General features: G+C 71.4%; 20 protein-coding genes. 11 read left to right on the plus strand and 9 right to left on the minus strand.

All coding sequences use genetic code 11. The annotated features are described in order from the left end of the window. Positions 1–118: 118 nt before the first annotated feature. Together ACZ6TV_RS48135 and ACZ6TV_RS48140 are read right to left on the minus strand one after the other, a co-directional pair. Positions 119–970: a single-stranded DNA-binding protein gene (locus ACZ6TV_RS48135; RefSeq protein ID WP_465307126.1), complete on the minus strand. Its 852-nt coding sequence runs from the start codon at positions 968–970 to the stop codon at positions 119–121. A gap of 159 nt (positions 971–1,129) precedes the next feature. Further along, positions 1,130–1,669 (minus strand): DUF1444 domain-containing protein, encoded by a 540-nt coding sequence (locus ACZ6TV_RS48140; RefSeq protein WP_465307128.1) that lies wholly within the window; start codon positions 1,667–1,669, stop codon positions 1,130–1,132. 120 nt (positions 1,670–1,789) lie between these two features. On the opposite strand from ACZ6TV_RS48140, the gene ACZ6TV_RS48145 reads away from it, so the two are divergent. From ACZ6TV_RS48145 to ACZ6TV_RS48165, 5 genes are all read left to right on the plus strand, one after another. Continuing rightward, complete coding sequence (locus tag ACZ6TV_RS48145; RefSeq protein WP_465307130.1) at positions 1,790–2,899, plus strand: cobalamin biosynthesis protein; 1,110 nt, start codon at positions 1,790–1,792, stop codon at positions 2,897–2,899. A 44-nt stretch (positions 2,900–2,943) separates the two neighbouring features. Then, positions 2,944–4,716 (plus strand): cobyric acid synthase, encoded by a 1,773-nt coding sequence (locus ACZ6TV_RS48150; RefSeq protein ID WP_465307277.1) that lies wholly within the window; start codon positions 2,944–2,946, stop codon positions 4,714–4,716. Then, positions 4,713–5,333, plus strand: a complete 621-nt coding sequence (locus ACZ6TV_RS48155) for a uridine kinase family protein (protein WP_465307132.1) — start codon at positions 4,713–4,715, stop codon at positions 5,331–5,333. The genes ACZ6TV_RS48150 and ACZ6TV_RS48155 overlap by 4 nt, the downstream gene beginning before the upstream one ends. Positions 5,334–5,408: 75 nt before the next feature. Continuing rightward, entirely contained in the window at positions 5,409–6,503 is a 1,095-nt protein-coding gene (locus ACZ6TV_RS48160; RefSeq protein WP_465307134.1) for a M48 family metallopeptidase, read from the plus strand. A 219-nt stretch (positions 6,504–6,722) separates the two neighbouring features. Next, positions 6,723–8,075 carry a M20/M25/M40 family metallo-hydrolase gene (locus ACZ6TV_RS48165; protein WP_465307136.1) on the plus strand — a complete coding sequence of 451 codons (1,353 nt, stop codon included), beginning with the start codon at positions 6,723–6,725 and terminating at the stop codon, positions 8,073–8,075. Positions 8,076–8,147: 72 nt separating this feature from the next. On the opposite strand, the gene ACZ6TV_RS48170 is transcribed toward ACZ6TV_RS48165, so the two are convergent. Genes ACZ6TV_RS48170 through ACZ6TV_RS48180 form a run of 3 tightly spaced genes read right to left on the minus strand, consistent with a single transcriptional unit; the run spans position 8,148 to position 11,385 of the window. Then, positions 8,148–8,600 carry a response regulator gene (locus ACZ6TV_RS48170; protein ID WP_354787303.1) on the minus strand — a complete coding sequence of 151 codons (453 nt, stop codon included), beginning with the start codon at positions 8,598–8,600 and terminating at the stop codon, positions 8,148–8,150. Then, positions 8,597–10,174, minus strand: a complete 1,578-nt coding sequence (locus ACZ6TV_RS48175; RefSeq protein ID WP_465307138.1) for a sensor histidine kinase — start codon at positions 10,172–10,174, stop codon at positions 8,597–8,599. The genes ACZ6TV_RS48170 and ACZ6TV_RS48175 overlap by 4 nt, the downstream gene beginning before the upstream one ends. After that, positions 10,171–11,385, minus strand: coding sequence for a PP2C family protein-serine/threonine phosphatase (locus tag ACZ6TV_RS48180; RefSeq protein ID WP_465307140.1), 1,215 nt, complete (start codon positions 11,383–11,385; stop codon positions 10,171–10,173). Before ACZ6TV_RS48180 ends, ACZ6TV_RS48175 begins: the two co-directional genes overlap by 4 nt. A gap of 163 nt (positions 11,386–11,548) precedes the next feature. On the opposite strand from ACZ6TV_RS48180, the gene ACZ6TV_RS48185 reads away from it, so the two are divergent. The 3 genes from ACZ6TV_RS48185 to ACZ6TV_RS48195 all read left to right on the plus strand — a co-directional run bounded on the left by ACZ6TV_RS48185 (position 11,549) and on the right by ACZ6TV_RS48195 (position 15,034). Then, positions 11,549–13,117: a Na+/H+ antiporter gene (locus ACZ6TV_RS48185; protein WP_465307142.1), complete on the plus strand. Its 1,569-nt coding sequence runs from the start codon at positions 11,549–11,551 to the stop codon at positions 13,115–13,117. Then, entirely contained in the window at positions 13,114–13,371 is a 258-nt protein-coding gene (locus ACZ6TV_RS48190; protein WP_465307144.1) for a UBP-type zinc finger domain-containing protein, read from the plus strand. Before ACZ6TV_RS48185 ends, ACZ6TV_RS48190 begins: the two co-directional genes overlap by 4 nt. A 157-nt stretch (positions 13,372–13,528) precedes the next feature. Next, positions 13,529–15,034 carry a DedA family protein gene (locus ACZ6TV_RS48195; RefSeq protein ID WP_465307146.1) on the plus strand — a complete coding sequence of 502 codons (1,506 nt, stop codon included), beginning with the start codon at positions 13,529–13,531 and terminating at the stop codon, positions 15,032–15,034. A 406-nt stretch (positions 15,035–15,440) separates the two neighbouring features. Here ACZ6TV_RS48195 and ACZ6TV_RS48200 read toward each other — a convergent pair whose 3' ends face one another. From ACZ6TV_RS48200 to ACZ6TV_RS48215, 4 genes are all read right to left on the minus strand, one after another. Next, positions 15,441–15,665, minus strand: a complete 225-nt coding sequence (locus tag ACZ6TV_RS48200; RefSeq protein WP_465307148.1) for a hypothetical protein — start codon at positions 15,663–15,665, stop codon at positions 15,441–15,443. Positions 15,666–15,992: 327 nt separating this feature from the next. Beyond that, entirely contained in the window at positions 15,993–17,087 is a 1,095-nt protein-coding gene (locus ACZ6TV_RS48205; RefSeq protein ID WP_465307150.1) for a hypothetical protein, read from the minus strand. Positions 17,088–17,615: 528 nt separating this feature from the next. Continuing rightward, a complete protein-coding gene (locus tag ACZ6TV_RS48210; protein WP_465307152.1) occupies positions 17,616–17,897 on the minus strand; it encodes a YiaA/YiaB family inner membrane protein in 282 nt (93 codons plus the stop codon). Positions 17,898–17,944: 47 nt separating this feature from the next. After that, positions 17,945–18,868, minus strand: coding sequence for an AAA family ATPase (locus tag ACZ6TV_RS48215; RefSeq protein WP_465307154.1), 924 nt, complete (start codon positions 18,866–18,868; stop codon positions 17,945–17,947). Positions 18,869–19,040: 172 nt separating this feature from the next. Here ACZ6TV_RS48215 and ACZ6TV_RS48220 point away from each other — a divergent pair, with 172 nt between their 5' ends. From ACZ6TV_RS48220 to ACZ6TV_RS48230, 3 genes are read left to right on the plus strand one after another with little or no spacing between them, the layout of a single operon-like run. Beyond that, complete coding sequence (locus ACZ6TV_RS48220) at positions 19,041–19,343, plus strand: urease subunit gamma (protein ID WP_465307156.1); 303 nt, start codon at positions 19,041–19,043, stop codon at positions 19,341–19,343. Continuing rightward, the gene (locus ACZ6TV_RS48225; protein ID WP_465307158.1) at positions 19,340–19,627 is read left to right on the plus strand and encodes an urease subunit beta; all 288 of its coding nucleotides are present in this window, start codon (positions 19,340–19,342) and stop codon (positions 19,625–19,627) included. Before ACZ6TV_RS48220 ends, ACZ6TV_RS48225 begins: the two co-directional genes overlap by 4 nt. Beyond that, the gene (locus ACZ6TV_RS48230; RefSeq protein WP_465307160.1) at positions 19,624–21,333 is read left to right on the plus strand and encodes an urease subunit alpha; all 1,710 of its coding nucleotides are present in this window, start codon (positions 19,624–19,626) and stop codon (positions 21,331–21,333) included. Before ACZ6TV_RS48225 ends, ACZ6TV_RS48230 begins: the two co-directional genes overlap by 4 nt. Positions 21,334–21,345: the final 12 nt, after the last annotated feature.

Genomic DNA, 21,345 nt, shown 5'->3' on the forward strand with positions numbered 1-21,345 from the left:
ACCCCCCCTTCTTTGGGGGGGGTTGTTTGCTTTTGGCGGGGCGGTTTGTTGTGGGGGGGGGGGAAGGGTGGGGGGTTCTGGCTTCGGTGCCCCTTGTCCCCACCCCCCACCTGGCCTGTCAGGCGGGCACCGCGACCCGGCCCCGGTTGCGCCTGCGCCGGCCGCCCGTCGGCTCGTCGCTCTCGTCCGAGGTCTCCTCGTCGGAGGCGGCGCCCTCTTCGCCCTCCCCGCCGGCCGCGCCGACGCCCGTGGTGAGCTCCGCCGCGTTGTCGGGCGCGGTCAGGTCGCCCATCGCGGCGAACGCCGCACCGTCGAACGCGGCGTTGACCGCCTGATCGAGCTCGGTGAGGATGTCCTCGGCGAACGGGTCGCGCTCGGCGACGGTCGCCTTCGCCTCGGCGATCGGGTCCTGCTGGGCCGCGGCCTGCGCGAACGGGTCCTGCTCGGCGACGGCCGGCTCCTCCACCGTCGTGACGAAGCCGCCGAGGTCGGCGTCGTAGTCGCGCTGGCGGGGCAGGCCGTTGAGCTCCGTCGCGGGCGTGGTCAGCTGGCCCGCGATCCTGGCGTCGGACAGCTCGTCGTCGATGGAGCTGGTCATCGTGCTGGCCTTGACCCGCGCGAACTTCGCCCGGCCACGCGTCAGGTCGTGCCCGACGGTGGTGGCCTCCAGCTCGTAGGCCACCCGCTTGACGTGGTCGTCGGTCTCCCAGTTGCGGCTCGTCAGCCTGCCCGTGACGATGACCGGATCGCCGACGTGGACGCTGCGGATCACGTTTTCCGCCAGCTGGCGCCAGCAGGTCACGCGCAGCCGGAGCGTGTCGCCGTCGACCCAGCGCTCCTCGTGGCGGTCGTAGCGCCGTGATGTGGCGGCGACCTTGAAGTTCGTGACCAGCGCCTGGCTCTCTTCCAGCCGACGGCAGTCAGGCTCGTTGAGCACGTTGCCGACGAGGGTCACCGTGGTCTCGTTCATGTCCGTCTCCTCCCGTGTTAAGGACTCGGGAGGCAGCATCGGTCAGGTCACGTCGTCCCCGCTCGCGGCCGAGGCCGGATCTGTGGATAACCGGCCGCTTGTGGACAACCTCGTGGCACGCAGGATGGCGTGGTACGCGCGGGCGTGCGCCGTACCGACTCAGAAGCCGGCGTGGGCGAGGTTCGGGGTGAACACCGACCAGGCCCCGCGGCGGCGGACCAGCAGCTTGCGTGACAGCAGGTGCGGGTCGCCCGCGAAGAAGATCCTGTCGATCGCGCGCCGGACCTTCGCGAGGCCGGGCGGGGAGTGGGAACCGGTCACGATCACCACGTCGCGGGCGGGGACGCCGACCACCAGCTCACCGGGGACGGCCCGCTCCAGGCCCGCCCAGAACGGCTCGGCGAGCAGCAGCGTCGAGGCGACCCCGTCGAACTGCAGCATCAACGCTGGCGGCTGGCCGTGGACCTGTGCGGCGCCGAGACGGCTGTCGAGGTTGTGCCCGGCCTGGCGGCGCAGCATCCGGCGGGGCATCTCCATGCGTTGCAGGTCCGCCCAGGTGACGAGGCGTTGCCCGTACGGCGGTCCGAAGCTGTAACCCACCCCGAGGCCGCCCATGAACTCGTCGAGCACGGGCGCGTGCACATCGTCGCGACGGACGTCGCGAAGCGGTGCGAGAACGGGGAGGAGCATGGGCTGCACGCTTGCAAGGTAGGACGGTGACGGATGTGAGACAAGCTCTTGTTTTCGCACCATTTGCTTGCTAGTGCGCCGGAGGGTCGCCGCGAAAAACTGTCGGTGGGGGTCGGTAGTGTCCCGCGCATGGCGAATCGAAGACTCCAAGCCGATGCGATCGGGATGGTGCTGGGCGGTGTGCTGGACGCCGTGTTCGGCGATCCGCGCAGGTGGCACCCTGTCGCGGGGTTCGGGAGGTTCGCCGGCGCGGTCGAGCGGCGCACATATGCCGACGACCGGGCCGCGGGAGCGCGGTTCACCGCCGTGGCGGTCGGGGTCCCCGTCGCGCTGGCCGCGGTCGCGGCCTGGCTGACCAGGCGCAGGCCGATCGCCCGCACGGTGCTGGTCGCGGGTGCGACCTGGGCCGCGCTGGGCGGCACCAGCCTCGCCCGCGAGGGGCGGGTGATGGCCGACCGGCTCGACGGCGGCGACCTGGAGTCCGCGCGGGCACAGCTGCCCAATCTCTGCGGGCGGGACCCGTCGGCCCTCGGCCCGCCCGAGCTGGCCCGGGCGACGGTGGAGTCCGTCGCCGAGAACACGTCCGATGCCGTTGTCGGCCCCCTGTTCTGGGGAGCGGTCGCGGGTCTGCCCGGCATCGTCGGGTATCGCGCGGTCAACACGCTCGACGCGATGGTCGGGCACCGCTCCGCGCGATATGCGAAATTCGGCACGGCCTCGGCACGCCTCGACGACCTGGCCAACCTGGTGCCGTCGCGGGTGACGGCGGCGCTGACGGTCGCGGCGGCCCCTGTCGTCGGCGGCCGGGCCGGCGAGGCACTGCGGGTGTGGCTGCGTGACGGGGGGCGGCACCCGAGCCCGAATTCGGGGCAGTGCGAGGCCGCCGCCGCCGGCGCGCTCGGCATCCGGTTGGGCGGCCGCAATGTGTATGGCTCCCGGATCGAGGACAGGCCGCACCTCGGCGACGGTGGTCCGCCCGCACCACGCGACGTGCGCCGAGCCGCGACCCTGTCCGTTGTCGTCGGCGTGGCCGCCCTCGGACTGGCGTATGCGGCCAGGGTCGGCACCGCCGAGCGACGTAGCAGTGCCGACCGGCGCAGCGGGGTCGAGCGGCCTGGCGGGGGCAAGTGGCATGGCGGTGCCGAGCGGCATGGCTGGGGCGGGCGGCATGGCGAGCTCGGGCGGCGCAGTGGTGCAGCGCCGCGCAGTGGTGCGGAGCGGGATCGGGGGACGACGTGAGCGGGTTGCTGGTCGCCGGGACCACGTCCGACGCGGGCAAGAGCATGCTCACCGCTGGGATCTGCCGCTGGCTGCACAGGCGTGGCGTCGACGTGGCGCCGTTCAAGGCGCAGAACATGTCCAACAACTCGGCGATCGCGGTCGACGGCGGCGAGATCGGCCGGGCGCAGGCGCTGCAGGCGTATGCGTGCGGGCTGGAGCCGAGCGTCAGGTTCAACCCGGTGCTGCTCAAGCCGGGCTCCGACCGCACCAGCCAGGTCGTCGTCCTCGGGCAGGCGACCGGGCACATCGGTGCCCGCAACTACCACGAGATCAAGGACCGGCTCCGCGGGACGGTCCTGGAGACGCTGCGTGAGCTGCGCGCGAAGCACGACGTGGTGATCTGCGAGGGGGCCGGGAGCCCCGCCGAGATCAACCTGCGGGCCGGCGACCTGGCCAACATGGGACTCGCCCGTGCGGCGGACCTGCCCGTGATCGTCGTCGGTGACATCGACAGGGGAGGGGTGTTCGCCGCGCTGTACGGCACACTCGCCCTCCTCGACGCCGACGACCAGGCCCTCGTGTCGGGCTTTGTGATCAACAAGTTCCGCGGGGACTCGGGGCTGCTCCAGCCGGGGCTCGACTCGCTCGCGGAGCTGACGGGGCGGCCGACGTTCGGGGTGGTGCCGTGGTCCGGCGAGCTGTGGCTCGACGGGGAGGACTCGCTCGCCTATGACGGGCGGGTGCTCGGCCGGCCCGCGCCGCCGCGCGGCGGGCAGTGGCTGCGCGTCGCTGTGATCCGCCTGCCCAGGGTGTCCAACGCCACCGACGCCGAGGCCCTCGCCGCGGAGCCCGGCGTCCAGGTGCGGCTCACGGTCGAGCCCGCCGATCTCGCCGACGTCGACCTCGTCGTGCTGCCCGGCAGCAAGTCCACTGTGGACGACCTGCGGTGGTTGCGGGAGCGTGGCCTGGCGGACGCGGTGCTGGCCCACGCGGCGTCCGGCAGGCCGGTCCTCGGGATCTGCGGAGGGTTCCAGATGCTGTCCGAGCGGATCTCCGACGACGTGGAGAGCCGCCGCGGAGTGGTGCAGGGCCTGGGGCTGCTGCCGGTGGAGATCACGTTCGCCGCGCAGAAGACCCTCGGCCGGGTGAGCGGCACCGGGCTCGGGTCGCACCCGGTGCGAGGCTACGAGATCCACCACGGCCTGGTGAGCCGCACGGCCGACGGCCTGATGCCGATGATCCGCCTGGCGGACGGCACGGGGGAGGGCGCCGTGTCCGGCAACGTGTTCGGCACGCACTGGCACGGGGCGTTCGAGACCGACGGGTTCCGCCGGGCGTTCCTGTCGGAGGCGGCCCGCCTCGCCGGCCGGCACGGGTTCGAGGTCGCGCCGGGCACGTCGTTCGCGGCGCTGCGGGAGCGGACCGTCGACGTCCTGGGCGACCTGGTGGAGGAGCACCTCGACACGGACGCGCTCTGGCGGCTCATCGAGGGCGGCGCGCCCTCGGGCCTGCCGACCGTCGTGCCGGCCCTGGCGGCAGCAGCTGCGGGCTCGCCGAGCGATTCGAACCACGCGCCGGCTCCGCGAGACGCCGCATCGGGTCCGCCCGGCGACGCGACGGAGCAACCGACCAGCGCCCAGGGAAAGGCTCCGCGAGACGCCGCGTTGGGTCCGCCCGGCGACGCGACGGAGCAACCGACCAGCGCCCAGGGAAAGGCTCCACGAGACGCCGCGTTGGGTCCGCCCGGCGACGCGACGGAACAACCGACCAGCGTCCAGGGAAAGGCAAGCGGCGCGGCGGGGCCAGGCGGCATGGTGGACGGGGAGGTGCGATGAGGGCCGGGGGAGAGCGCGTCGGGACGTATGACGGGCTGGCCAAGGAGATCCTGGGCCGGGAGGCGCAGCTGGGTGACGTGCGGCTGGTGGCGGTCGACGGGCGGGCCGGGTCGGGGAAGACCACGTTCGCAGGGCGGTTGGCGCGGGCGTTGCGGCACGCCGGGGCCGACGTCGCCGAGCTGCACACCGACGACTTCCTCGACGGGTGGGCGGACCTGGAGGCGTGGCGGCCGCGGCTGGAGGAATGGGTGTTCGCGCCGTTCAGGGCGGGCGAGGACGCCAGGTATCGGCGGTACGACTGGGCCGCGGAGCGGCTGCGCGAGGAGTGGGAGCCGCTGCGGCGGCCCGAGGTGCTGATCGTCGAAGGCGTCGGGAGCGCGGCGGTGGAGGACCTGACGTTCGCCGTGTGCGTGCGGGCGCCGGAGGCGTTGCGGCTGGAGCGGGGGCTGATCCGTGACGGTGAGGCGCTGCGGCCACAGTGGGAGCGGTGGATGGGTGACGAGGACCGGTTCTTCGGGGACGGCAGGGTGCTGCAAGGCGTTGACGTGCACGTCGACGGTGCGCCGGGCCAGGAGCATGATCCGCAGAATGAGTACTTCATCCTCGCGGGCGGGTAGACGGAGCTTGCGCGGGTGCGGGACGATCCGGGAGGCGGCCGGACACGATCCGGAGGCGACGGGGAGGCGGGACGTATGACCACGAACGACGTGCAACGCCGGCGGGTGGTGCTGACCGGGATCAGTTCCCGGGCCTGGGAGCACCCGGCGGACAGGGGCGCCCTCGTGGCGCTACGGGAGTTGCGCGGGTTCGACGATGCGCTGAAGTCGCTGCACGCGATGTGGAACGAGCGCGCGTGGCGGCTGGAGTTCCTCGGCAACGCGATCCGGGTCGACCACCGGCAGTTCCCGCGGGTGCACCGGCTGATGGCGGAGGCCGCCGCTTCGCTCGACGTCGCGGAGCTGCCGGAGCTGTTCGTGCACAGCGACCGGTCGATCAACGGCATGTGCATCGGCATGTCGAAGCCGTTCATCGTGATCAACCGGGGCTGCCTGGAGCTGCTCGACGACGAGGAGCTGCGGTGCCTGCTCGGGCACGAGCTGGGGCACCTGGTCAGCGGCCACGCGGTGTACCGGACGATGGTGCTCATCCTGACGGACTGGGCGGTGCGCCTCGCGTGGCTGCCGGTCGGGTCGATGGTGCTGCGGGCGATCGTGGCCGCGCTCATGGAGTGGTGGCGCAAGGCGGAGCTGTCCGCGGACCGGGCCGGGCTGCTGGCGTGCCAGGACCCGGCGGCGTCGCTGCGGCTGTCGATGAAGCTGGCCGGCGGCGGTGACCTGTCGGAGGTCGACACGACGGCGTTCCTGGAGCAGGCGGCGGAGTTCGAGCGGGCCGGCGACCTGCGGGACAGCCTGATCAAGATCCGGATGGTGACCGCGCGGTCGCACCCGATGCCGGTGGCGCGGGCCGCCGAGGTGCGGGCGTGGATCGACAGCGGGCAGTACGGGCGGATTCTCGGCGGCGAGTATCCGCGCCGCGCCGACGACGGGGACGCGTCGGTGAGTGACGAGATCAAGGCGGCGGCCGCGTCGTACCGGGAGGCGTTCTCCCGTTCGCAGGACCCGCTGGTGTCGCTGCTGCGCAAGCTCGGCGACGGCGCGTCGGAGGTCGGCGACTGGGTCGGCGCCGGCGCGGGCAAGATGCGCGGCTGGATGCGCGGCAACGGCCCAGGCGGCAACGGCTCCGGCGGCAACGGCTCAGGCACGACGGACGACAGCCCGGCACCATAGGCCAGGCCAACAGACGCAGGTCCAACCGGAGCCAGGACCAGCGGAGCCAGGACCAGCGGAGCCAGGACCAGCGGAGCCAGGACCAACCGGAGACCGGACCGTCAGGAGACCGGACCGCCAGGAGACCCGGTCCAAACCAGAGGCTGGCCGGACCAGGACAGACACTGGGAAACGGATCCGGCGGGGCGCGGGGCGGCTCGGCGCAGTAAGTTCCAAGGCATGACTGTGCTCACCGACGAAGAGCTCCGCGCCGCGATCCGGCGGGAGATGCCAGGTGTCCGCGCCGATCTGGAGCGGCTCGTGCGCATCCCCGGCATCGCGTTCACAGGGTTCGACCACAGCCACGTCGAGCGGTCCGCCGAAGCCGTGGCGGAGCTGCTGCGCGGGGCCGGGATCCCGGACGTGCGGCTGGTCCGCAAGGGTGGGCAGCCCGCGGTGCTGGGCCGCCGGCCGGCGCCGCCCGGAGCGCCGACGGTCCTGCTCTACGCGCACCACGACGTCCAGCCGATCGGTGACCGCTCCCAGTGGCTGAGCGACCCGTTCGAGCCGGAGGAGCGCGACGGCCGCCTGTACGGGCGCGGCACCGCCGACGACAAGGCCGGCGTGATGGCGCACATCGCGGCGCTGCGGGCGTTCGGCGAGGACCTGCCGGTCGGGGTGGTGCTGTTCATCGAGGGCGAGGAGGAGTTCGGCTCCGAGTCGCTGGAGGATCTGCTCCGCGAGCACCGCGACGAGCTCGCCTCCGACGTCATCGTGATCGCCGACTCCGGCAACTGGGACGTCGGCCAGCCGGCGCTGACGACGGGCCTGCGGGGGATCGTCAACGGGTTCGTCGAGGTGAAGGTACTGCAGCAGGCCGTGCACAGCGGCATGTTCGGCGGGGCCGTGCCCGACGCGTTGATCACCCTGTCGCGGCTGATCTCGACGCTGCACGACGACGCCGGTGACGTCGCGGTTGAGGGGCTGGTCTCCACGAGCAGCGCGCCGCTGGACTACCCCGAGGACCGGTTCCGGGAGGAGGCCGGCATGCTCGGCGGGGTCGAGTTCATCGGCAGCGGGCGGCTCGTCGAGCGGCTGTGGACGAAGCCCTCGATCTCGATCCTCGGCATCGACGCGCCGCCGACGGAAGGCGCCCCGAACGCGCTGGTCCCGGCCGCGAAGGCCAAGTTCAGCGTGCGGATCGCACCCGGTGACGACGCGCAGCGGGTGTACGACACGATGACGGCCCATCTGGAGCGGCACGCACCGTGGGGCGCGCAGGTCACGGTGACCGTCGAGCAGCTCGGCGAGCCGTGCGTGATCGACGCGACCGGCCCGTTCTACGAGGCGGCCCGGCAGGCGTTCACCGAGGCGTGGGACGGCGTGACCCCGGTCGACATGGGCGTCGGCGGGTCGATCCCGTTCATCGCCACGTTCCAGGAGCTCTTCCCGAAGGCGTCCATCCTGGTCACCGGCGTGGAGGACCCGAGCACCAGAGCGCACGGGCCCAACGAGAGCCTCCACCTCGGCGAGTTCGAACGGGTCTGCATCGCCGAGGCCCTCCTTCTCGCAAAGGTGGCAAAAGCTGCGTAAACCGCGGTCACCCCCGAGGGGGTAGTCGCGTAAACCGCGATCCCCCCGAGGGGGTAGCCACGCAAAGCGCGGTCACCCCCGAGGGGGAAGCTTCACCACGCTCACGAAGAACTCGTCGATCTGCCGGACGACCGCGATGAAGCTGTCGAAGTCGACCGGCTTCGTCACGTACGCGTTGGCGTGCAGCGAGTAGCTGCGCAGGATGTCCTCGTCGGCCTGCGAGGTGGTCAGGACCACGACCGGGATGCGGCGCAGGTCCGGGTCCTCCTTGATGGCCTGCAGGACCTGCCGCCCGTCGACCCGGGGCAGGTTCAGGTCCAGCAGGATCAGGTCGGGCCGCGGGGCGTCCGCGTGCGCGCCCTCACGGCGCAGGTAGGACAGTGCCTCCTCGCCGTCCTGGACGACGTTGAGCTTGTTGCGGACCTTGTGCTCCTCGAACGCCTCCTGCGTCATCAGCACGTCGCCCGGGTCGTCCTCAACCAGGAGCACCTCGATCGGCAGGGACGATTCCCTGGGTGCGGTCATCGAACGGACTCCTCAGCCTCAAGCACAGGGGCATCAACAACGGGGACGGGCAGCGTGAACCGGAACAGCGTACCTTCGGCCTGCGACGGGTCGATCCAGATCCGGCCGCCGTGGTACTCGACGATCTTCTTCGCGATCGCGAGGCCGATGCCGGTGCCCGGGTAGGCGTCCTTGGCGTGCAGCCGCTGGAAGATGACGAAGACCTTGTCGGCGAACTCCGGCTCGATGCCGATGCCGTTGTCCTCGACGCTGAACTCGTACTCGTCGCCGTCGAGCCGGCTGTCGATGACGATGCGCGGCGTGCGGTCCGGGTGGCGGAACTTCAGGGCGTTGCCGATGAGGTTGCTGAAGAGCGCGCCGAGCAGCGGCTCCTCACCTCGGACGACCGGCAGGTCGGTGAAGATGATCTCGGCGTCGGTCGTGGCGCGCTGCGACTCGAACTGCTCGGCGGAGTCGACGACCACGTGGTTCAGGTCGATGTCGTTGAAGCCGCTGGTCAGCCGGCCGATGCGGGAGAAGGCCAGCAGGTCGTTGATCAGCCGCTGCATGCGCTGGGCGCCGTCCACGGCGAAGGCGATGTACTGGTCCGCGCGTTCGTCGAGCTGCCTGGCGTACCGGCGCTGCAGCAGCTGGCAGAAGGAGGCGACCTTCCGCAGCGGCTCCTGCAGGTCGTGCGAGGCGACATAGGCGAACTGCTCGAGGTCGCGGTTGGACCTGGTGAGCTCGGCGGCCTGCTGCTCCAGCATCCGGTTGGCCTCCTCGACCAGCCGGCGGGCCTCCACGACGTCCTGCAGCTCGGTGTTGATCCGGCGGCGCATCGTGTCGACGTCGGCCGCCAGGGCCGCGAGCTCGGGCGGGCCGCCACCGGTGATCTCGTGGTCGTAGTCGCCCGCGGCGACCATGCGCACCTCGGCCGCGAGCTCGGTGACGGGCCGGGTCACCAGCCGCCGCAGCAGCAGCGCCAGCGACGCGCCGGCCACGATGATCACGATCCCGGCGAAGACGAGCAGCAGGATCAGGATGTTGCCGGAGGAGCGGACCTGCGCGGCGACCCCGTTGCGCCGGGTCTCCAGGTCGGTGCGCAGCGTGTTGATCTGGTCGGAGGCGGCGGTGTAGACCGCCCGGGAGGTGTCCGTCGGCGTCGCGCGTTCGGCGCTCGGGCCGGACGAGCGGGTCTGCGCGATCAACGGTTCGGTGATCTCGCGGCGGTACCGCGAGGTCGCCGCCGCGATGTCGTGGACGGAGCTGAGCAGGGCGGGCTCGTCGGCCAGCAGCCGCTCGGTGTCGGCGAGGATCTCCGTCTCGGCCTTCTGGGCGGCCCCGTACGTGTCGAGGTCGCTCTCCTTGCCGGTCAGCAGGAACGTCCTCGCGCTCGTCTGCTGGCGCAGCAGCTGCGACGTCAGCTGCTCGGTGTTGATCAGCGCCGGCGTGAGCCGGTCCATGACCTTCGCCGTGTCGGCCCGGTTGGCGGCCGCGGTGACGGTCGCGCTCACCGCCAGGATCCCGAGCGCGCCCGCGACGACCGCGCACAGCGCGATGATCCGGCGCCAGAGCGACCATTTGGTGGGGTTCATCCCGTACTCCTCGGGTCCAGCAGCAGTACGGCGATGTCGTCGGACAGCGGGCCGCCGTTGTGGCCCTCGGCCTGCGCCGCCAGCCAGGCGGGCAGGTCGCGGGGCTGCGCGCCGCCACGGTTGCGCAGGACCTCGACGATCCCCTCGATGCCGAGGCGCTCCCCGCCGGACGCGTCCGGGGTGGCAGCCCCTTCGATCAGGCCGTCGGTGTACAGCAGCAGCTGCCAGCCGGGCTCGCCGAGGCGCACCTCGGTGGCCGGACGGGGAACACCCTGCAGCACGCCGAGCACGAGGCCTGGCTGGACGTCGCACGGCTCGACCCGGCCCCCGGCGATGACGATCGGCGGCGGGTGCCCGGCGAGCCGGATCCGCGCGGTGCCCTCGACCAGGTTGACGGTGGCGACCGCGACGGTCGCGAACAGCTCGTCGGAGCGCCGCTCGCTGACCAGTACCTGCTCCAGGGAGTCGAGAATGTGGTCCTCGGGCACCCCGGCCAGCACGAGAGCCCGCCAGGCGACGCGCAGCGCCACCCCGAGCGGGGCCTCGTCGACGCCGTGCCCGCACACGTCACCGATGAGCAGGTGCAGGTGGGTGCCGTCGGTGCCGATCGCGTCGAAGAAGTCGCCGCCGAGCAGCCCCCGGTCGCGGCCCGGGCGGTAGATCGAGTGCAGGTCGGCCTCGACCCCGGCCATGATCGGCTTGGGCAGCAGGCCGCGCTCCAGCCGGGCCGACTCCGCCTGCCGCAGCTCCGACTCACGCAGCAGCCTGGCCTGCTCGTCGGCCCGCTTCCGCTCGACGGCGTACCGGACGGCGCGGGACAGACCAGTACCGTCGACGGCGCCCTTGACGAGATAGTCCTGTGCGCCCTCGGCGACGGCCGCGGTGCCCAGGTGCTCGTCCTCCAGGCCGGTGAGCACGCACACCGCGACCCGGCCCGCGTCCTGGAGCACCAGCCGCAGCCCGTCCAGCCCGCTCGCGTCGGGCAGGCCGAGGTCGAGCAGGACGCAGTGCACCTCGCGCAGCAGCGGTCGGGCCTCGCGCATCGTCTGCGCCACCCGCACGTCGAACGGCGCGTCGGCCTCCGCGAGCAGCTCCTGGACCAGGAACGCGTCGCCGGGGTCGTCCTCGACCAGCAGCACCCGGATGCGCTCACCGGTGTGCAGGCCGAGGCGACGGTTGCGCAGGTCAGCCGTCGTGCCGACGTCGGCCATGCTCACACCCTCCCGGAGGGTGCGGGTAGTTGTCGCGCGGCACACATGGGGACGATCCTTCCCTACCTGACGACTTGGTGCACGTGCGGGTGCAGTGTCTCAGCCGTAGTGGCCGCCGTCACCACACTCCTGCCGGGTCCTGCCGATGGATAGGCTTTCGCGCGTGCACGGGCTCGAGAACATCGTCGGACTGATCGCGGTCGTCGTCGCCACCTCTGTCGTGGCGCGGCGCATCGGTGTGCTGTCACCCATCCTGCTGGTCCTGGTCGGCATCGGCATCTCGTTCGTCCCGGGGGTGCTCGAGATCGAGCTCGATCCGGAGATGGTGCTGCTCGGGATTCTTCCGCCGATCCTGTACGTGGCGGCGCTGGAAACCTCGGTCCCGGCGTTCCGGTTCAACCTCCGCCCCATCCTGCTGCTCGCGGTCGGGCTGGTCCTCTTCACCGCGGCGGCCGTCGGCTTCACGCTCCACGCGCTCCTGCCGCAGGTCCCGCTCGCGATGTGCTTCGCGCTCGGCGCCGTCGTCGCGCCGCCGGACGCCGTCGCCGCTACCGCGGTCGCCAGGCGCATCGGCCTGCCGCGGCGCATCGTCACCGTGCTGGAGGGCGAGAGCCTCATCAACGACGCCACCGCGCTGGTCACCCTCCGGGTCGCGGTCGCCGCCGCCATCGGCCAGGCCGTCGACGCCTGGTCGATCACCCGGACGGCCTCGATCGCCGTCCTCGGCGGGGTCGGCATCGGCGTCGTCGGCGGCATCGTTCTCGGCTACCTGCACAAGAAGATCGAGAACCCGCTCATCGACAACGCGCTGTCACTGCTCACCCCCTGGCTGGTGTTCCTGCCGGCGGAGAGCATCCACGCCTCCGGCGTCGTCGCGGTCGTCGTCACCGGGCTCGCCCTGGGCCACAAGATGCCGACGCTCATGTCGGCCGCCTCCCGGCTGCAGATGGACGCTTTCTGGCGGATGGTGAAGTTCCTGCTCGAAGGGTCGGTCTTCCTCCTCGTCGGGCTGCAGCTGCGGGCGCTCATCGAGGAGGTCGAGCGGTCGTTCTGGTTCACGGTCGGCTGCCTCGCCGCCGTCGTCGGGGTGGTGGTCGTCGCCCGGATCGTGTGGCTCTTCCCCACCGTGTACCTCGCCCGGCTCATCCCACGCGTGCGCCGCCGCGACCCCGCCCCGGCGTTCGCCGCGCCCGCCGTCATCTCCTGGGCCGGCATGCGCGGTGCCGTCACCCTCGCCGCCGCGCTCTCCCTGCCGGCATCCGTCGAGGCCGGGGACTACCCGCGCGGACTCTTCGTCATCCTGGCCTTCGGCGTCATCGTCGCCACGTTGGTACTGCAGGGAGCGACGCTGCCCACGGTCGCGCGCTGGCTCAAGGTGCCGGGCGACGACGAGAAGGAGGACGCGCTCGCCGAGGCCTCCGTGCAGCACGAGGCGAGCCGCGCCGGCAAGGCCCGCCTGGAGGAGGTCGCCGACGACGCGCCCGACGGCGTGGTCGAGCGGCTGCGGCAGGTCGCGCTCAGCCGCTCCAACCTCGCCTGGGAACGCCTCGGCCGGTCCGACCGGGAAACGCCGTCCGCCGCGTACGCCCGGCTGCGACGCGAGATGCTGAACGCCGAACGGGACGTCTTCCGCAAGGCCCGCGACAGCGGCAAGATCCCCGAGGAGACGCTACGCCAGGCGCAGCGGGACATGGACCTGGAAGAGTCACTGCTGGAGCGAGGAGATCTGTGAGCTGCGAGCACATCGAGTCCGCGGAGAAGCTGGACGTACCGGACGTCGAAGGATGTCCGGAATGCATCGAAATGGGCTTCACGGACTGGGTACACCTCCGGCAGTGCCTCACCTGCGGGCACGTCGCGTGCTGCGACTCCTCCCCACGCAGGCACGCCACGCAGCACTTCCTCACCACGCACCACCCCGTCATGCGCTCGATCGAGCCCGGCGAGTACTGGCGCTGGTGTTACCTGGACGAGACCATCGGCTAGTCCTACCTGCGGGTACGTGTCTCTCAGCCCTTTCTAAGGAGACGCCCGACACAATCATCACCAGTTGGGCATGGAGTGGGGTGCATTCGTGTTGCCATGGTCAACGGGGAATGGCCGACTGACGACGGGGTAGGGGGCGGACCATGGTGAGCGGGCGATGGTAGACGCGGTCATGGACCTGGTGGCTGCACCCGGTGTCCTCTACGCCACGATCCTGGTGCTCCTCACCGTCGACGCGTTCGTCCCGGTCGTCCCGGCCCAGGCCCTGATGATCGGCGGCGGCATCCTCTCCACCACCGGCCACGTCGAGCTGCTGCTCCTCGTCGCCGCGGGCGCCATCGGCGCGGTCTCCGGCGACCTGCTCGCCTTCCTGGTCGGCCGCCGCCTGGCCCGCCGCGACGCCGGCACCCCGGACCGCCTCACCCGCCGCAAGCCCAGGGCGATCACCCTCCGCCTCAACGAAGCCATGCGCAAGCACATCTTCCTCGCCGTCCTCCTGTGCCGCTTCGTCCCCGCCGGCCGCATGATCACCGCGATCTACGCGGGCCGCAACGGCGTCTCGACCCGCCGCTTCGCCAGCTACGACGTCGTCGCCGCCACCCTCTGGGCCACCTACGGCGCCCTGCTCGGCCACTTCGGCGGCGAGGCGATCGCCGACTCGTCCTGGCTCCCGCTCATCCTGGTCGCCGCCGCCGCCCTGCTCTTCCTCGCGGGCGCCCCGCTCCTCGGCCTGGCCGGCCGCCTCCGCAAGCGCACCGTCAGGCAGGCCGTCGCCCTGGTGCCCGCCGCCTCCGCCGTCGCCACCGAGCCGGTCCTGCCCGCGCGGCCGGTCGCCGCCGCGCACCTGGCCGTCGCCGCTGGTCCGGCGCCGGTCACCGCGCAGTTCGTCCGCCCCACCGCCACTCAGCCCGCCATGCTCGTGGCGGACGCGCAGTCCACACTCGACGCGCAGCTCACCACGGCCGCCGAGGGCGCTGTCGCGCTCGCCGCCGGACCTGTCCGTCGCCTGGTGAGCGAGCAGCCGACGCCCGCGGTCGCCGCCGAGCCGGGTCGCCTGGTGGACGCGCAGCCCGCGTTCGACGCGCACGCGCAGCTCACCGCAGCCGCCGAGAGTGCCGCGAAGCTCGCCGCTGGGCACGTCCGTCGTGCGGTGCACGCGCAGCCGATGCCCGCCGAGCCGGGTCGACCGGTGGACGCGCAGCCCGCCGGGTTCGCGGGCGCTGAGATCCCGGCAGGGCTGGCGGCGCACTCGACCGCTTCCACGGCCGAGACCACGACGGCGACACCCGCGGGCCTGCCCGGCACGCTGTCCACGCCCGGCGCTCAGCCGGCGGGTGACGGCACCGCCGCGAGCGGTGACGCGAAGTCCGGCCGCTCGACCAGGGGCATGTTCAACGGTCGCCTGTCCGGGCGGTCCATCGTCGGCGGGGGCCTCGCCGCGAAGGTCGGCCTCGTCGCCCGGGTCGTCCGCGCCGCGGGCAGCATGCCGGTCGTCGCCGCCGCAGCACCCCAGACGCCCCGCCGCCGCTGCCGCCGCACGGCGATGGAGACCCTCGCGGCCGCCGAGCCGATGGCCGCGATCGAGGTCCTCGTCGCCGCCGAGGCCGTCGCGGCCGCGGAGTCGGTCGTCGTCCAGGTCAACGGCCTCCAGAACGCCAGCTGACCCACTCCCGAAACGAGCGGTTCCCCAGCACTCGGGCTGCGGACCCGATAAGGCCCCCGTGGCCGCCGCCAGAACGCCAGCTGACCCCTCCCGAAGCGAGCGGTTCCCGGCGTTGGGGCTGCGGACCCGATAAGGCCCCCGTGGCCGCCGAGTGCGCGCCGCCGCGTCGGCGAGGGTCCGTGCTTGAGGCTTCAGAACCGATGACGCCAGCCGACGCACTCCCGAAGCGAGCGGTTCCCCGGCACTCGGGCTGCGGACCCGATAAGGCCCCCGTGGCCGCCGCGTGTGCGGCCGCCGTGCCGGCGAGGGTCCGTGCTTGAGGCTTCAGAACCGATGAGGTCCTGCGCCAGAGGCTGATGCACCGACGAGCCCCGGCATCTGAGGCCGCAGAGTCTCCAGGTCCCCGCTACTGAGCGGTCGAGTGGTGCCCCTCGTCGCCGCTGGGTCGGTGGTCGCGGTCGAACTCGTCGCCGCCGGGGCCGCTGCCCGCCGCGAAGCCCGTCGCTGTCCAGGTCAACGGCCCAGAGCGCCCGGCGACCGACAGCCACCTGTCGCCGGCGAGGCCGTCGCGGCCGCGGAGCCGGTCGTCGTCTAGGCCGACCGCCTTCCAGGGCCTCGCCGCGCTGGCCACCCCCGAATCAGTGGGCCTGGTGTTTCGGGGGTCGTCGTCGCCCGCGCCATGATCCTGAAACGGTTGGCGTCGAGGGCGGGCGAATGCGCTGGTGAGTTGGGGTGTGAAAAGGGCGGCTCATGATCTCGGAAGGGTTTCGGATGTCAGGGTCCGAGCATTCATCCGAGGTTGTGGGAATGCCGGGACGGCGCCGGAATGTGGTCGATTGTCGGGGCCGTGCCGGATGGTGGGCATCGCCCATCAATGGTGGGGGTTGGTGGCCGCGGGAAAAGGTAGGGGCGCGGTGCCTGGATCGGCGCCGCGCCCCTGCCTGATGGTCCCGTGCAGTTACATGTTGATCTGCTGGCCGTTGTCGTTCCAGGTGTTGTTGCTCCACTGCGGGAGCTGGGACGCCTTGAACGCCTGGGTGCCGTAGTAGCCGCCCTTGGGCCAGAAACCGCCGCCGGACTGGCGCATGAACTTGTTGTTCGTGACCTTGCCGTTGGTGATCTTGTAGTTGGCGTCGTACCAGTAGAACGAGTAGCCGCCGCCGTTCATCAGGTTGCTGTCGACCACGACGTCGTTGATGGAGCCGATGTCGGCCTTGAGCAGGATGCACGACGTCTGGGTGTGCTGGTTCTCCAGGCGGTTGTGCAGGATGCGGACGTAGATGGCGTTCGTCGACTGGATGACGTCGTTGTGCTGGGCGGAGCCGGTGCCGCCCGGGTCGTGCAGCCACGAGTCCTGGACCGTGCCGCGGCCGTCGATGCGCAGGATGTCGCCGGAGCCGTGGGCGTTGACCCGCAGCAGGGTGAAGCCGGTGCGGCCGATGAGGGCGATGCCGCCGGTCGAGGCGTCCTTGAGCTGGCCGTCGATCTCGGTGTCCTCGATGCGCAGGTTCGCGTTGTCGTCGGTGGAGGTCACGGCCTGGACGTTGGCCACGCGGATCCGGCTGTTGCGGATCGTCACGTTCTTGGCCTTGATCTCGACGTGGCCGTTGATGTCCTTGCCGTCGATGACCGTGCCGGCGACCGTGATCGTCATCGGGCCGGTGTACGGCGTCAGCGTCACCTTCTTGCGCGTGTCGCCGGGCAGGCCCTGCGGGTAGCCGGTGTTGTGCGCGGCCGGGTAGCCGGCGACCGTGTAGGTCGCCGGGACGCCCCCGCCGTTGCCCGGCGCGGGCGGCTTCGTGCTCGTCGGCGCGCCCTTGGACGGTGACGCGGAGGCCGAGGCCGACGGCGAGCTGGAGGAGACCGGCGTGACGCTGGTCGAGGCGGACGGCTGGGCGGTCGTCGGGCCCACGGTCGGGCGGCCCGCCGAGCCGGTCGCCGGCAGGTTCTTGCAGGCGCTCAGTCCGCCGCCGGCGAACAGGGCCGCGGCGACGATGCCGACGCTGGTGCGGCGTAACGCGGTGCGGGTCGTGGTGGTGGAAGTGCTGCTCATGTGCGGGGAATCCTCCCGGATCAGTCGACATCCGTCAGTCGACGCGGCCTCAGGCCTGTCGGAGCTTTTCGGCGTGAATGCTCGGTTGGTGATTCCGCTCCTTACTTTCGACTGCATATGTCCTGCGACGGAACCGGGCGTGATTCATTCTCGGCAATGCCGTCAAGATCGGCGCTCGGTATGTCACTCACAACCTTGCGTAACTGTTTTCCGGGTCGAAGCATGCCACGGCCCGCCGGGGGAGTGAAACCCTGCGAAGTGCCGTTGTGGCTACCTTTAGGAATCTTAAGTCGTGCCTAAGAAATAGCACGACCGGAAAGCGGCACGATAGCCCCGGATCGGGCATATCGGCGGGCGCCGAGAGTGGTCTAGATCACTCGATCGTGCGCGCTGCGGCGATGGCGGTCTTCAAGGTCGCCACGTTGTTCTGAACCATACAGCCAGGAAGCCATCCGGCCTAGTCATGACGGGTGTGACTTAGGCCGGATGGCGGAAAAGCGGAAATGTCCGGTATTGCGGAAGGGTGAGCTACGCGCGGAACGGGTCGTGATCCGTGAGCAGCTTGTCGAGGCGCGCCTGGTCGACCCGCTGGACGACGCCCGTGGACTCCTGGTGGTCCCGGACGCACTTGGCGAGGGTGAACGCCGACGTGACGGTGTAGAGCAGCCCGATGGCGAGAAACGCGCGCATCCACTGGTTGACCGGCAGGTAGGCGATGCCGATGCCGAGGCCGACCACCGCGACCCCGAACGAGACCGCGGACTGCAGGAAGAACGCCGTGGTGGTCTTCGTGGGCACTGGTGATGTCATGCCATGAGTGTCTGCACCGCCGGGCGGAGCGTCCTGAGTCGAGCTACTCAACTCAGGGCGGGTACCGGAAGCTCGATCTTGTGAGCCCGCTGCCACGCGTCGACCACCTCGTCGGTCACGTGCGCGCGGAAGTAGTCGTTGGCGCTCAACCGGTTGGTCACCGGCTCCTCACCCTCGGCCAGGAGGCTCGCCGGCACGAGACGGAACTCGTTCTGCACGGCGGCGCTGAGCCGGCGGTGCCCGTCGATGACGTAGTAGTCCGGGCCGGAGTGCCCGATCGTCAACGGCTCCAGGGCCTGCGCCCCGGCCTCGCCGATCTCCTTGACGGCGGTGTCCTCCAGCGCGTCGAACGACCGCGTCGGGTAGATCCGCATCGGGTCGAGCAGCAGCAGCGGCGGGCGCTCGCGGAGGATGTCGCCGCCGAGGCGGCCCTCGAACGCGTCCACGATCATCGCGACGATGTCGTCGGGCCGGGCCCGGGTGCTGTCGCACACCAGGTCGTAGTTGCGCAGGCGGAGCTTGTCGGCGCCATACCGCGTCAGGAAGCGCACCCGCTCGCTCTCGCTGCGCCCGTGCAGGCGCTCCTTGGCCTCCTCGAGCGTCGCGTAGCGCTCGACCTCGCTGTGCGGGCGGGCCAGGACGCGGCGGGCGGCCTCGTTGGGCTCGGTGATGAGGTGCACCTTGAACGCGTCGTGGAAGAAGAACCACGCGAGGCGGCTGTCGACGATGAGCTGCTCGCCGGACTTGGCGATGTTGCTCTGCAGCTCGTCGACGGCGCTGTCGATCGCGTCGTCGAGCTCGGCGTGGAGGTTGAGCTGCAGCGCGGTCATGCCGCGTTCCTCGGCCATCTGCCGGTACATGTCGCCGACGCTGATGCGACGCAGTCCGAGCCGGCCGGCGAGCTCCACGGAAACGGTGCTCTTGCCGCTGCCGAGGTCGCCGTTGATGACGACTGACCGGTGATTGCTCATGCGCAACTCTCTAGGTAGACCCGCGGGGCAGTCCAGGTCAGGAGCCTAACACGCGCTCCGAAAAGCCCATGAAGCAGCATTCGGAATGGTAAAAGGAATGCGAATCGCATTTCGTGTAATGCGCGAGAAACATCGGTCTGTCAGCCTCTCGTGCAAGAAGAGGAGGCCGTCGTTGTTCCTGACCCGCCACGAGCAGGAGCGCCTGCTGATCCACGTCGCCGCCGACGTGGCCCAACGCCGCAAGGACCGCGGCCTGAAGCTGAACTACCCCGAGTCCGTCGCCATCATCACCGCGTTCCTACTGGAAGGCGCCCGTGACGGCCGGACCGTGGTCGACCTGATGGAGGCCGGCCGGCACGTGCTCGGCCGCGACGACGTGCAGGAGGGCGTGCCCGAGATGATCGTCGAGGTCCAGGTGGAGGCCACCTTCCCGGACGGCACCAAGCTGGTGACCGTCCACCACCCGATCCCATGATCCCCGGCGAGATCCTCCCGGGCGACGGCCCGGTGGTCATCAACGAGGGGCGGCCGGAGCTGACGCTGACCGTCGTCAACACCGGCGACCGGCCGGTGCAGGTCGGCTCGCACTACCACTTCGCCCAGGCCAACGACGCGCTGGACTTCGACCGTGAGGCCGCCGCGGGACACCGCCTCGGCGTTCCGGCGGGCACCTCGGTCCGCTTCGAGCCGGGTGTCTCGCGTGAGGTCGTGCTGGTCCCGCTGGCAGGCAACCGAATCGTCCCGGGGTTGAGGAAATGACGGAGATCGACCGCAGGCGCTACGCCAACCTCTACGGGCCGACCACCGGCGACCGGATCCGCCTCGCCGACACCGACCTGCTCATCCAGGTCGAGCGCGACCACTGCGCCGGCGGCGACGAGGCGGTCTTCGGCGGCGGCAAGGTGATCCGCGAGTCGATGGGCCAGTCCCGGGCGACCCGTGCCGAGGGCACCCCCGACACCGTGATCACCGGCGCGGTCATCCTCGACCACTGGGGCGTCGTCAAGGCCGACATCGGCATCCGCGACGGCCGCATCGTCGGCATCGGCCGGGCCGGCAACCCCGACATCATGGACGGCGTCGACCCCGCCCTGGTCATCGGCCCGTCCACGGAGATCATCGCGGGCAACGGCCGGATCCTCACGGCCGGCGCGATCGACTGCCACGTGCACCTGATCGCCCCGCTGATCCTGGAGGAGGCCCTGGCCAGCGGCATCACCACGATCGTCGGCGGCGGCACCGGGCCGGCCGAGGGCAGCAAGGCGACCACGGTCACCCCCGGCTCCTGGCACCTGGCCCGGATGCTCGAGGCGCTCGACCCGTGGCCGGTCAACGTGCTGCTGCTCGGCAAGGGCAACACCGTGTCCGAGGCCGCGATGTGGGAGCAGCTGCGCGGCGGCGCCGGCGGCTTCAAGCTGCACGAGGACTGGGGCACCACGCCCGCGGCGATCGACGCCTGCCTCCGGGTCGCGGACGCCTCGGGGGTACAGGTGAACATCCACACGGACACGCTCAACGAGGCCGGGTTCGTCGAGGAGACCCTCAGCGCGATCGCCGGGCGGTCCATCCACGCCTATCACACCGAAGGTGCCGGCGGCGGCCACGCGCCCGACATCATCACCGTCGCGTCGCACCCCAACGTGCTGCCGTCCTCGACGAACCCGACCCGGCCGTACACGCGGAACACCCTCAGCGAACATCTCGACATGCTGATCGTCTGCCACCACCTCAACCCGAGCGTGCCGGAGGACCTGGCGTTCGCGGAGAGCCGGATCCGGCCGTCGACGATGGCCGCCGAGGACCTGCTGCACGACCTCGGCGCCATCTCGATCATCGGCTCGGACTCGCAGGCGATGGGCCGGGTCGGCGAGGTCGTGCTGCGCACCTGGCAGACCGCGCACGTGATGAAGCGGCGCCGCGGCCCGCTGCCCGGCGACGGCCCCGCCGACAACGAGCGGGCCAAGCGCTACGTCGCGAAGTACACCATCTGCCCGGCGGTCGCCAGCGGCATCGATCACGAGGTCGGCTCCGTCGCCGTCGGCAAGCTCGCCGACCTGGTGCTGTGGGACCCGGCGTTCTTCGGGGTCCGGCCGCACGCCGTCATCAAGGGCGGCGTGATCGCCTGGGGCGCGATGGGCGACGCGAACGCCTCCATCCCGACGCCGCAGCCGGTCCTGTCCCGGCCGATGTTCGGCGCCTACGGCAAGGCCGCCCCCGCGACCAGCCTCGCGTTCGTCGCGCAGGCGGCGCTCGACGACGGGCTCGCGGACCGGCTCGGGCTCCAGCGCCGGCTGGCCGCCGTCGCCGACACGCGCGGCCGGGGCAAGGCCGACCTGCCGGGCAACGACGCGCTGCCGCGGATCGAGGTGGAGCCCGACACGTTCACCGTCCGCATCGACGGCGAGGTCGTCGAGCCCGACCCGGTCACCGAGCTGCCGATGGCCCAGCGGTACTTCCTGTTCTAGCGACGAAGACGT

Source organism: Dactylosporangium sp. NPDC051087 (assembly GCF_055586325.1).